14 protein-coding genes are annotated in these 12635 nt (G+C 34.9%); 10 read left to right on the plus strand and 4 right to left on the minus strand.

Annotation, left to right across the window (positions count from 1 at the left end; genetic code table 11):
- Positions 1-12: 12 nt before the first annotated feature.
- Both MKS83_RS13840 and MKS83_RS13845 read right to left on the minus strand, forming a co-directional pair.
- Positions 13-879 (minus strand): cupin-like domain-containing protein, encoded by an 867-nt coding sequence (locus MKS83_RS13840; RefSeq protein WP_240580175.1) that lies wholly within the window; start codon positions 877-879, stop codon positions 13-15.
- A gap of 105 nt (positions 880-984) precedes the next feature.
- A complete protein-coding gene (locus tag MKS83_RS13845; protein ID WP_157798803.1) occupies positions 985-1146 on the minus strand; it encodes a hypothetical protein in 162 nt (53 codons plus the stop codon).
- A gap of 108 nt (positions 1147-1254) precedes the next feature.
- On the opposite strand from MKS83_RS13845, the gene MKS83_RS13850 reads away from it, so the two are divergent.
- The 10 genes from MKS83_RS13850 to MKS83_RS13895 all read left to right on the plus strand — a co-directional run bounded on the left by MKS83_RS13850 (position 1255) and on the right by MKS83_RS13895 (position 9768).
- Entirely contained in the window at positions 1255-2142 is an 888-nt protein-coding gene (locus MKS83_RS13850) for a bestrophin family protein (protein WP_240580176.1), read from the plus strand.
- A 64-nt stretch (positions 2143-2206) separates the two neighbouring features.
- Positions 2207-2737, plus strand: coding sequence for an RNA methyltransferase (locus MKS83_RS13855; protein WP_240580177.1), 531 nt, complete (start codon positions 2207-2209; stop codon positions 2735-2737).
- 185 nt (positions 2738-2922) lie between these two features.
- Positions 2923-3576, plus strand: coding sequence for a CBS domain-containing protein (locus tag MKS83_RS13860; protein WP_240580178.1), 654 nt, complete (start codon positions 2923-2925; stop codon positions 3574-3576).
- A 2-nt stretch (positions 3577-3578) separates the two neighbouring features.
- Entirely contained in the window at positions 3579-4448 is an 870-nt protein-coding gene (locus MKS83_RS13865; protein WP_240580179.1) for an NAD kinase, read from the plus strand.
- Positions 4449-4518: 70 nt separating this feature from the next.
- Positions 4519-5589 carry a class II fructose-bisphosphate aldolase gene (fbaA, locus tag MKS83_RS13870; RefSeq protein ID WP_240580180.1) on the plus strand — a complete coding sequence of 357 codons (1071 nt, stop codon included), beginning with the start codon at positions 4519-4521 and terminating at the stop codon, positions 5587-5589.
- A 94-nt stretch (positions 5590-5683) separates the two neighbouring features.
- A complete protein-coding gene (gene accD, locus MKS83_RS13875) occupies positions 5684-6541 on the plus strand; it encodes an acetyl-CoA carboxylase, carboxyltransferase subunit beta (RefSeq protein WP_240580181.1) in 858 nt (285 codons plus the stop codon).
- A gap of 54 nt (positions 6542-6595) precedes the next feature.
- A complete protein-coding gene (locus MKS83_RS13880) occupies positions 6596-7114 on the plus strand; it encodes a DUF6973 domain-containing protein (protein ID WP_240580182.1) in 519 nt (172 codons plus the stop codon).
- A gap of 102 nt (positions 7115-7216) precedes the next feature.
- Positions 7217-8620, plus strand: a complete 1404-nt coding sequence (locus tag MKS83_RS13885) for a nucleoside recognition domain-containing protein (protein WP_240580183.1) — start codon at positions 7217-7219, stop codon at positions 8618-8620.
- Between the two features lie 9 nt (positions 8621-8629).
- Positions 8630-9367, plus strand: coding sequence for an ATP-grasp domain-containing protein (locus MKS83_RS13890; protein ID WP_240580184.1), 738 nt, complete (start codon positions 8630-8632; stop codon positions 9365-9367).
- Between the two features lie 17 nt (positions 9368-9384).
- A complete protein-coding gene (locus MKS83_RS13895) occupies positions 9385-9768 on the plus strand; it encodes a hypothetical protein (RefSeq protein WP_240580185.1) in 384 nt (127 codons plus the stop codon).
- An 18-nt stretch (positions 9769-9786) separates the two neighbouring features.
- Here the strand turns inward: MKS83_RS13895 and MKS83_RS13900 are convergent, their stop codons facing one another.
- A complete protein-coding gene (locus MKS83_RS13900) occupies positions 9787-10914 on the minus strand; it encodes a tetratricopeptide repeat protein (RefSeq protein ID WP_240580186.1) in 1128 nt (375 codons plus the stop codon).
- Complete coding sequence (locus tag MKS83_RS13905) at positions 10911-12449, minus strand: helix-turn-helix domain-containing protein (RefSeq protein WP_240580187.1); 1539 nt, start codon at positions 12447-12449, stop codon at positions 10911-10913. Before MKS83_RS13905 ends, MKS83_RS13900 begins: the two co-directional genes overlap by 4 nt.
- Positions 12450-12635 lie beyond the last annotated feature (186 nt).

Raw genomic sequence — 12635 nt, forward strand, 5'->3', positions numbered from 1 at the left:
AGAAAAAAATTATTAAGAATGTCTCGCCAAAGCTTTTGAACTCTTTTTATACGCCCATTTTTGTTTATAATTCACCCATTTAGCTTTAAAAATCTTTCGCATTAATTTATCCGTGTATCTCATAATGAAAACATGATACAGCATATTGGCAAAAACATTCGGTTTGTTCGGAAGGGCACGAAGTGACATTGAAAACCCGGGTTCCAGGTATCTGTTAAAATGCCAAAACGCTCCCGGAATAAAAAGAGCGTCTCCATGTTCCATGAAAATTTCAAAACCTTTTGCCTGTTTTAAAGCAGGAAATTTTTCATAGTCAGGATTCTCATAATCAATATCATAGATGGTGTGCACCGATAACGGAACTTTATATAAAAAAGCTGACTGTTTCTGATCGAACAATAAAATTCTCTTCTTACCTTCAAAATGGATATGAAGAAAATCTCCCAAATCTACATCGTAATGCATTAAAACATGGGCCTCACTTCCTCCGAAAAATAAGGTTGGAAGTCTTTTAAAAAATTTCATCCCCAAATCCGGGTATGTGAAATTCTTCAATAATTCCGGAAGCCGGTCTGTAATGATGTAAAAGAAAATCCGAAGATCCGAAGGCTTGCTTTTTATGGTATCTATATAATCCTTCATTTTCATTTTGGTAACGGGAGCATCGCTGCTTTTATTCGCATCAGCGGGCTTGTTATCATACAAAGGAACTTCCTGTTCACCGGCTTTCTCACGGATAAAATCAAAGTTCCATTTATCAAAAGCATCCCATCGGCTCGCAAAATTTTTAATCAGAAGCGGCTTGTGCTTTTTGAAATAATTTTTCTGAAAATCTTCTTTACTAATATCTGTAACAACATCTACACTTTCGAGAATCATTTGGTGTGGTATTTTTTAATGCGAAATAAAAGTAGTGTTTTTTTGAAACTCAGAAAAATTTCATCATTAATTTAATTTATCATTACCAGCAATAATCCTAGGCTTTTAGCTACAGAAATATAATAATATTGAAATTATTCCTCCAAAAATAATCACAGCACAGCCTTGAGGACTTTTTGATTTTCTTGTATTGCGACCAAATGTACTCACGTAATGTCCACTTACCCATTTTCCATTCCTGAAATATCCTTTTCTGTAATACCCCATTTATATTAATTTTCAACAAAGAAAAAATCTATGCCATGAAAAAAATTATGGTTTTCCGTAAAGTCAAGATAAAACGAAAAATTTATCTTTGTAAGAACAACGAAACCTATGAGAGTTTACGACACCAAACATTTTCTAAAAATCCTTTTCAGCCTGCATAAAAGCGATACTTTGAAAATCCTTTTTCCAAGCATGATTATTGTAGGGCTGTATTCGTGGGGAATTGAATATTTAGAAGTCGAATATCTTCATCTTACTTCAAAATCAGGAATCAGTAATGTCGGGATGATTCATTCCTTGCTTGGTTTTGTACTTTCTTTACTATTGGTTTTCAGAACCAATACAGCCTATGACAGATGGTGGGAAGGAAGAAAACTCTGGGGAAAACTGGTCAACGATTCCCGAAATTTTGCTATAAAAATCAATTCCATTCTTGAAAATGACAGAAAAGATGTCGAACAGATTGCAAGGTACTTAAAGTTTTTTCCTCATTTCTTAGCCAAGCATCTTTCTAAAGATTCTACGAGATTGGCTCTGGACGAAGACTATTCGGAGATTGAACAGTCTATAAAGAACCACGGTCCCAATGAAATCATTATTCTTCTGACCTATAAACTGAATCAGCTAAAAAAAGAAGGGAAAATTTCTGATGTAGAAATGCTGTATCTGGATACACAACTCAGCGGTTTTTTAGAAGTTTGCGGTGGATGTGAGAGAATTAAAAACACTCCGATTCCTTATTCTTATTCTTCTTTTGTCAAAAAATTCATCATTCTGTATGTCATGGCATTACCGGTTGCCTATGTGATCAGCATTGGTCTTTTTATGATCCCACTTACTGTTTTTGTCTATTATGTTTTGATGAGTTTAGAGCTTATTGCCGAAGAAATTGAAGATCCTTTCAATAATGACGAGAATGACATCCCTATGGAAGCATTGGCACAGAATATTGAAAGAAACGTTCATCAGATCATGGGATTAAACAAACTTCTCTAGTTTCAAAATCGGGTTTAATAAAAAACTGTTATTTTTGATTTTTTAATCTCTACAAAATAATACATTGGTACAAAAATTAAAACTGGAAGAACTCAACAGAATAGATGTGGAAACATTTAAAACGGTTGAAAAAATTCCTTTGGTAGTTGTTTTGGACAACATCAGAAGCATGCACAATGTAGGTGCTACTTTCAGAACTGCAGATGCTTTTTTAATTCAAAAGATCGTTCTTTGCGGTATTACTCCGCAACCTCCTCACCGCGAAATTCATAAAGCGGCACTGGGAGCTACAGAAAGTGTTGACTGGAGCCATGAAAATGATATCAATACTGCCATTAATGATTTAAAATCGCAGGGTTTCGAAATTGTGGGAATTGAGCAAACGACAAACAGCCAAATGATCACCGATTTCACCATAGATAAGTCTAAAAAATATGCCGTTATCTTAGGAAACGAAGTAGAAGGAATCAGCGATGAAGCCCTTCCTAATATCGATTCTTTCCTGGAAATTCCACAATTGGGAACAAAGCATTCTTTAAATGTGAGCGTATGCGGAGGAATCGTAATGTGGGAGTTTGCAAAAGCCCTAAAATAAAAAAACTGCATATGTCTAAAAGACAGTGCAGTTTGAAATAAATCTAATAAAAAGTAAAAATGAAAGGCGACAAAGATACTTCTTTTTCCTTTACAAACAAATTTTAACATCACTTTTCAAAAAAAATCATCAAAAAAAAGCGATATACAGAAAAATTTTAGTTTAATTTTTTATAAATTAGCACCATGTTTATCAAGGATTATATCTCAAAAGACTTTCCATGTTTTAGCCTGACTGATTCAATAGAAGCAGCTAGGGACTTATTAGAAGACTTTGGATATACTCATGTTTTCATCAAAAAATCCCATCATTTTTACGGAGCCATTGCCATAGACTTTCTTTATGAAGAAGAAGAGGGTACTTTAAAAGACCTGGAACACCAGATAGAACGTTTTGCGATATCGGAAGACAGCAATATCATGGACAGTATCCGTCTGTTTCATACTTTTAACACCAATGTGGTTCCTGTTATCAATAAAAATGAAAAATATTTAGGATATATTAGTTGTGATGATATTTTCCAGGATTTATCAAAATATCCGCTGTTTTCCGAAACGGGAGCAATCCTTACCATAGAAACTCCGGCGAGAAAATATTCCATGACAGAAATTGCCAATATTATAGAAAGCAACAATTCTAAATTTTACGGAGGATTTATCAGTTTTATGTCGGATGAAGTGATTCAAGTGACGATAAAGATCAGCAATGAAAACCTGGCTTCGATAGACGCCACATTCGACCGATATGATTACCGAATTGTGGAAAAATATTATTCGGATGAAAAATCGGACCTGTATAAGGACAGATTCGGCTTTTTCCAAAAATTCATAGAAATCTAAGCATGAAAGCAGCCATATATTCTCAGAAAAAAGATCTTGACACCTTTTTATATCTCAGTAAATTTATTTCAGAGCTCGAAAGTAGAGGTGTAACATCTGTTCTTTATGACGAAATGGCTGAAGCCCTTCAGTTTTCAAAAATTTTCGAAACCTTTAATTGTAAGCAAGATCTTCTAGAGAAAAAAGTGGATCTTTTTTTCACATTTGGAGGAGACGGAACGATTGTAAACTCTTTAACTTTTATTGAAGATTTAGAAATTCCTGTTGTTGGTGTAAATACCGGAAGACTGGGTTTTCTGGCAAGCTTTACAAAAGAAGAAGCGTTCAGAGAGCTGGATGCCATTTTAAAAGGAGATATTAAAACCAGCCGAAGATCAGTAATTGAAGTGGTTTCTCCCGGCTTAGAAGAAGGTTTTTTTCCTTATGCATTAAACGATGTGACCGTTTCCAGAAAAGAAACGACTTCCATGATTACTGTAGATTCATACATTAATGATGAATTTTTAAATGTATTCTGGGGAGACGGGGTGATTGTTTCGACACCTACAGGTTCTACGGCATATTCATTAAGCTGCGGCGGACCGATCATTTCTCCCAATAACGAAAATTTTGTCATTACTCCTATTGCACCTCACAATCTTAATGTAAGACCTTTGGTGGTTAATGACAGAGTAGAAATCAAATTCCGAGTAGAAAGCAGGGTTCCACAATATTCCCTTTCCTTAGACTCAAGGTTAATACATATAGAAACAGATAAGGAAATTATTATTAAAAAGGCTTCTTTCCAGCTTCTTCTGGTGCAGCCCAACAATTTAAGTTTTTACGAAACCATCCGTCAAAAGCTACTTTGGGGCCGAGATAAAAGAAATTAGTTATTGAGCAAAAATGATTACCTTTACAACAATTTTACAAGATCCTAATAATTTATATAAAAAGTAAAACATGAGCAGAATTTTTCCGGCAGGAGTTGCCACAGGTCAATTAGTTACCGATATTTTTCAATATGCTAAAGAAAATAAATTTGCATTACCGGCAGTAAACGTAATTGGTTCCAGCAACATTAATGCAGTTATGGAAACTGCAGCGAAATTAAACTCTCCTGTTATTATTCAGTTTTCAAATGGTGGAGCTGCTTACAACGCAGGAAAAGGATTAAACAACGATGGGCAGAGAGCAGCGATTTTAGGTGCTGTTGCCGGAGCTAAACATATCCATACGCTGGCTGAAGCTTACGGGGCAACTGTAATTCTTCACACAGACCACTGTGCAAAAAAATTATTGCCTTGGATTGACGGGTTGATGGATGCTAACGAAGAGCATTACAAACAAACGGGAAAATCTCTTTATTCTTCTCATATGCTTGATCTTTCTGAAGAGCCTTTAGAAGAAAACTTAGAAATTTCTGCTCAATATTTTGAAAGAATGGCTAAACTTCAGATGACTCTTGAAGTGGAAATCGGAGTTACAGGAGGTGAAGAAGATGGTGTTGACAATTCAGACGTTGACAACTCAAAATTATATACTCAGCCAGAAGATATCGCTTATACTTACGAAAAATTGAAGGCGATCTCCGATAACTTTACAATTGCAGCCGCATTTGGTAACGTACACGGAGTTTATAAGCCAGGAAACGTAGTTCTTACTCCTAAAATTCTTGACAATTCTCAAAAATATGTTCAGGAGAAATTCGGAACTGCAGCTAAGCCGGTGAATTTCGTATTCCACGGAGGTTCTGGTTCTACTTTGGAAGAAATCAGAGAAGCCATCGACTATGGAGTAATCAAAATGAATATTGATACTGACCTTCAGTTTGCTTATACAGAAGGAATCAGAGATTATATGGTAAACAATATCGAGTATTTGAAAACTCAGATCGGAAACCCTGAAGGAGAAGAGAAACCAAACAAAAAATTCTACGATCCAAGAGTTTGGGTGAGAAAAGGTGAAGAAACTTTCTCTACAAGATTGGTTCAGGCATTTGAAGATTTAAATAACGTAAATACTTTAAAATAAAAATTGGTAAGAAGTAAAATGTATAATGTAGCAAGTTCAGCACTTTCTCTTTTATACATTTTACTTTTTTCATTGTACATTAATATATTATAAAATGGCAGCATTCGACTGGTTTAAAAGAAAAGCAAAAAACATTACGACTTCTACTGATGAAAAAAAGGATGTTCCCAAAGGTCTTTGGCACCAAACTCCTTCTGGAAAAGTAGTTGAGCATGAAGAATTAAAAAGAAACAACTATGTTTCTCCTGAGGATGGATTTCATGTAAGAATTGGAAGTGCAGAATTTTTTGATATCCTTTTTGATGAAGGTAAATTCACTGAGTTAGATGCTAACGTTGAAAGTATAGATATCCTTAATTTTAAAGATACGAAGCCTTACGCAGACCGTTTAAAAGAAGTAAAGGCGAAAACAAAGCTTACTGACTCTATCAGAAACGCCGTAGGAACTGTAAAAGGAACTGAAATGGTAGTTTCTTGTATGGATTTTGCTTTTATCGGAGGATCTTTGGGTTCTGTAATGGGAGAAAAAATCAGAAGAGCGGTAGATTATTGTATTCAGCATAAACTTCCTTATATGATTATCTGTCAGTCAGGAGGAGCAAGAATGCAGGAAGCAACGTATTCTCTGATGCAGTTGGCAAAAGTTCAGGCAAAATTGGCTCAGCTTTCAGAAGCTGGTCTTTTATACATTGCCTACCTTTGTGATCCTACTTTTGGAGGTATTACGGCTTCTTTTGCAATGACAGCGGATATTATCATGGCTGAACCGGGAGCTTTAATCGGTTTCGCAGGACCTAGAGTTATTCGCGAAACGATTGGTAGAGATCTACCGGAAGGATTCCAGACTTCTGAATTCCTGCAGGAAAAAGGATTTGTGGATTTCATCGTAAAAAGAACTGAAATTCAGGACACCGTAGCTAAAACAATAAATTTATTAGCAGTACGTGCTTAAAATTTGTAACAAAAATACAATCATCTCTCTCTAATTAGGGAGAGATTTTTATTGATGAGAACTTTTAAAATATTCTTTGATACGATCCGGAGTATGAGTTTCAAAAAGATCATGCGTCTTTTGTCACTCGTTCTGCCCCATCCTCTTTTTTCTTTATTAAGTTTTCATGCCACCATACAAGCGTACACCATTGCTCAGAAAAAATTCCCTAAAACCGCTTCTAATAATGGTATCGGAAATGCTTTCAGACATGCTTTGTGGTGCTGCTTTATCATGATGTACTGCTGTAAAGTTTCTTCTCCTCAAAAAGCACTGGAATTCTGTAAAAGAATGACCGATATGCACGAAGAATTATTTCCCAACCAGCCATTGGAAACAAAAATGGATCTGCATAACAATAAAATCGGGATGGATTATTTTATGGAATTACTGCCCGGAATCCACCGTCAGTTTTTTGAAAAAAGCTTTTTCATTGATGGGCTGGAAAAGAAAATGAAGGAGGCAAAAGTCTTAAAAAATCTGAATGATGATTTTGATGGCTTTCTGGTTTATCTTTCTGATGCTAAATCGTAAAGATATTAAATTGTTAGGATGTAAATCTGTACATTTGTTTTTTATAGAACGAAATAAACGGCTTCACGAATTAACAACTTTACAACTTAACAAAAAATAAAGATGGTTCTCAGCAGAATTTGGTCGGCATTTATCATTGTTGCCATTGCTATTGCAAGTATAAAATACATTTCCTCAAGTCACTACAAAACCATTTTTAACGATATGGTAGTGGGAAAAGGAGGCGATACAGTACAGATTGCAACACAGAAAATAAATACACTTTCTCCGATTGTCCGGGACAGTTTGATGAAAAAGCCCGATTTTGCTGACAACAGAATCCACTATAAAACTGATTCACTAAAACAAAATGTAAAAGTATATCGTGTTCAGGAAGCTGATGGCGTAATCGGAACCTCTGAAACAGCAGTGAAGATATGTTTGGGGTTGATCGGGATTATGACGTTATTCATGGGATTCATGAGTATTGCTGAAAAAGCTGGAGGAATTAATCTTTTAAGCCGGTTGATCCAGCCCTTTTTCTCAAAACTATTTCCTGAAATCCCTAAAAACCATCCTGCTTTCGGGCATATGCTGATGAATTTCAGTGCTAATCTTTTAGGTTTGGATAATGCAGCAACGCCTTTTGGCTTGAAAGCCATGGAAAGTCTGCAGACTTTAAATCCGAATAAAGACACGGCAAGTAATTCTCAGATCATGTTTCTTTGCCTTCATGCAGGAGGAATGACGCTGATTCCGGTTTCCATTATTGCAATCCGAGCTTCTATGGGCTCGAGAACACCAACCGATATTTTCCTTCCGTGCATGATTGCCACTTTTGCAGCAACTTTAGCGGCTATGATTATTGTGTCACTCTATCAAAAGATTAATTTATTAAGACCTGTCGTTCTCGCATATGTTGGGGGAATTTCTGCTCTTATCGCTTTACTGGTTTTATATTTAACTCAATTAAGCAAAGACGAGTTGGATGATTTTAGTAAAGTACTCAGCAACGGATTAATTCTTTTCATCTTCCTTGCTATTGTACTTGGGGCGGTTTATAAAAAAATTAATGTATTTGATGCTTTTATTGAAGGAGCAAAAGAAGGTTTTACAACCTGTGTAAAGATTATTCCTTACTTAGTCGGAATGTTGATTGCAATATCTCTGTTAAGAACTTCCGGAGTTTTTGATGTGATTATTGACGGAATGAAATGGGTAGCCAATGCCACAAACTTTGATCCCCGATTTGTAGACGGTCTTCCAACTGCTTTAATCAAGCCATTATCAGGTTCCGGAGCAAGAGGAATGATGGTTGATACCATGACAACCTTCGGAGCAGACAGCTTCCAGGGAAAACTGGCAGCTGTTCTCCAGGGAAGCTCAGATACGACGTTTTACGTAATTGCGGTTTATTTTGGAGCAGTAGCCATAAAGAACACGAGATACACTGTAATTGCCATGCTTTTGGCCGATTTAGTGGGTATTATTACTTCTATTGCGCTTGCTTATCTTTTCTTTGCATAAAGCTAAATAATGAAAGCCTATATTCAAACGGACACAACAGGGGAATTTTATAATGTGAATGCCTTTATAGCATATGAAGGGTTCAAAAACTTTGGTTATGAAATAGAAAAATTTGTTGATGCAGACGATATCTCAGATAACAATCCGGAAAATATAATTATAGGAGGAATCGGAAATGTAAGAAAGAGACTTAAAAACCTAAACATAATTCGTCCCGATAAGGAAATTGATTATCCTGAGGAATTAAAACCTTTTTTGAAAAGAAAAATTTGGGAATCAACAATTAATCAAATTTTCTCAGATAAGAACAGCTGGAATATTTTCATTAAGCCTAAAACAGAAACAAAATTGTTTGCCGGAAAAGTTATTCAAAATGAAATTGATTTTTTAGGCATTATTAATGAAGAAAAAGACATTGAAGTACTCTGTTCCGAGCTTATTGATTTTAAAACAGAATGGAGATGTTTTATCCGATATAAAGAAATCTTAGACATTCGAAGATACAAAGGAGACTGGGACACCAAAATAGACGTAAAAATTGTTGAAGCCGCCATAAATTCATTTACATCACAACCTAATTCATTTGCTTTAGATTTCGGTGTAAATACAAAAGGGGAAACAATATTAGTTGAAGTGAATGATGGACATTCTTTAGGAACTTATGGTCTTTCATCCATCAATTATGCAAAGTTTCTTTCCGCCAGATGGAGTGAGCTCACTCAAACAGAAGACTATTTAAACTTTTAACAAATAAAAAATCAACAATGATTACAGATAAAGAATTCACATTAAGACTAATACGTCAGTTAACTCAAGCGTTGGAAAAACTTATTTTGGATAAGCCTGAAGAAAGCTTAATGCAGAAAGAACTGGACTTTGAAACTTTGATGAGGGATATTTTCAAGTTCGATTTTACCACTCTTTCATCAAAATCAAAAGAAGAGATTATTGAAATCGTCAACGAAAGACAGGAAAGAGATCACAAGGATTATTATGAAATGCTGGGAAATCTTTTCTATTTTAATGGAAAAGCGAATGGAAATAAGGACTTTTTAGACAAGGCAAAAACATTCTACGAGTTGTATCTTCAGACCAGTGGGATTTTTGCATTACCCGTTATCAACAGGATTAACGAGCTGAAGAATTAAAGCCTCCATCAAGAGATTCTAGGATCTGATAAGTTTTTGAATCTCTTTCTGATATTTTTTGTTGCGTTTTTTAATGGTAAGCATTCTCCAAAAAAGCAGTCCAAACACCGCTAATCCGGATAGTACAACAGCTCCGATATAATAATTGTATTGGTTCACAATTTCTTTATTTCTTTTCTTAGCTTCCATATTGTGAATATCAATAGCACGATCGACGGAGCTCAGTTCGCTCTGTTCTCTTTTTAAACGAGTCTCAAAATACTTTTTATTGTATTCCTGATATAGGTTTTGGTTTCCCATCGCAAGATGATTGTCGGCCATTTCTTTATATATTCCTTCATTAAGGGTAAGATCTCCTACGTCTTTACTCAGGCTTATTGCTTTTGTTAGCAGTTCTAATGCCTCCTGATTCCGGTGTTTCTGCTTATTCATCTCAGCCATTCCTTTCAACGCAAAAGCTTCTAAACTTTTAGCCTTAATCGAGCTGGCAAACTTCATAGATTTTTCAAATGCGGATTCTGCATTATTTAACTGATTGACACTAAGATAACAATACCCGATATTGTAATACACAATACTTTGATTATAATAAGTCTGTTGGTTTTCTTTTACTTTTTCAAAATTTTTAATGGCGATTAAAAACTCCTGAAGAGCAATTTCGGGGTTAGACTGGTTTTTATAAATCATCCCTCGCAAAGCATAGCTTTTTGCTATTTCGAAATATTTATAATCCGCATCCTGTATTTTGGCGATATGCACATCTGCTTCATCCAAGGATTCAAAGCTTTTACTGTAAAGTTCCATCTGCTGAAACTGAACGGCTGCCGTAAGAAAAAAGCTGGTCTTTGCTTTGGGATCGTTTGTCTTCTGAACAAATTCTCTTGCTTTTACAATATATTGCAGAGATTCTTCAAAATTCCTTTTGGCAATCCCCGCATTAGACATAATTAAATATATTCTTATGATCTTATTGATATCTTTTTCCGTTTGAAGCATTTTTTTTGCTATTCCAATTGCTTTATCCGGATTATTATAAATTTCAAGATTCGCTTTTTTTATAAGCGAGTCATTGGAAACCTTCTGTCCGAAAATAGGAAACTGCCAGCACAACGCAATACACAGAAGAATATAACCAATTGCTTTCATGCTTTCTTATTTTTTAAAATTTCCTGAATATAAGTATTGGGAGACATTCCCGTTACCGATTTGAATATATTGGTAAATGCCCCATGCGAAGAAAACCCTGAATATTCGGCAAGATAGCTTACTTTATAGTTCAGATAAGCAGGGTTCGTCTTTAACTGATGAGCAATATGATTGATTCTCAATTCATTAATATAACCGTTAAAGTTTTTCCCTTTACTATTATTAATAACCTCGGAAAGATATTTGGTATTGATCCCCGTTTGTGCAGAAAGCATTGCAATTGACATATTTTTATTCAAAAAGTTGTCCGATTGTTCCCATTCTATCAATTTATTCAGAATTTCGTCTTCTTTTTCTTTGGAAACCTTCAGAAGATCTTTTTCACTGTTTTTATTTTCTTTCGCCGGTTCACTTTTAGACTTATTGGCGTGAGCAAGCATAAATTCTTCTCTTTCTTTTTGTTTTTCAAAAAAACTGAGCTGCTTCTTCAAATCTTTACTCCTCCTCGATTCATAGAACGAATACACCGTTATTCCTAAAACAAAAAGTAAAATAACGACAGATGTATTCTTTAATTGCCCCAATTTATGCTGTCTCTGAAATTCTATATTGTTGTTCTGATACGTTTCTACAAGCTTTACAATATACTGTATCCCTTCTTTCTTATTGGCATCCAGCTTCGTTTTTAAGTCTGTGTAAAGATTATTGTAGTAATAGTATTTTTCATCATTATGAAGCGCCAGATAATTCTTTGTCAGCAATTCATAAAAAATGAGTTTCATATCGTTATAAGGCAGATTATTAATTTTTCCGAGCCCTTTTTCCAAGTAAATAATTGCCGTGTTATAATCTTCTTTCAGGAAAAAATACCTTGCTAATGTTTCATAGGCAAAAGCCATTAGAAAAGTACTATTTCCATGATTATTAACATTATATATAACCTCATCCAGTACTTTTTTGGCTTCTTCCAATTTATTTTGTCTCATTAAAAAATTGGACCGGAAGATGTTATTTTCCTGTTTAATAATTGCATTTTCTGCGTTCCTGCTGTCAAGATACTGATTACTCTTGTCAAGATTTTGCTGGGCAATGTCATAGTTTCTGGTAATTCCGAAATTAATTGCCTGAAGCTGGTATAATTTCCCCAACGTCATCCTCACTTTCACATTGGTACTTTTCAGAAGTTCCCTATCCGAAAGAATCCCTTTAATAATATTCCTCGACTGGTTATAAAGCCCCAAATTCTGATACTGGTCCGCAAGATTATATTCTCCATACAATTGGGCAAAGTAAGAAGGCTTATCATTTTTTCCATCGTCTTCTTTTTGATTGGAGATATTTACAGCCTGTACATAATTGCCCTGTAAAGCATAAGCCTGGGAAATAATTTTTCTTAGGATAATTTTGTGCTCGGCATTTTTATCACTCATTAAAAGACTCTGCGAATAGCTGATGCAATCTTCAGGATTTTGATAGAGTTTTTGAAATGCTTTATCGGTCAGAATACCAAAATTGGGAGCGGATTGACCATTCATAAAAAATGGATATAACAGTGTAAAAAATAATATCAGCATATTATTTCGTCTCATTTTTTTTGAGATACACTCTATTTTTTCGCACATTTTTCCAGATAAAACCATCATCTGTCTTTTTAAAAGCAATCTCAATAAGTTGCTGTTTTTCAGGTTTTTAATTTTTAAATCCTTGCAAATTTATTGAAA

The sequence above is a fragment of the Chryseobacterium sp. Y16C genome (genome assembly GCF_022488405.1).
GTDB lineage: Bacteria > Bacteroidota > Bacteroidia > Flavobacteriales > Weeksellaceae > Chryseobacterium > Chryseobacterium geocarposphaerae.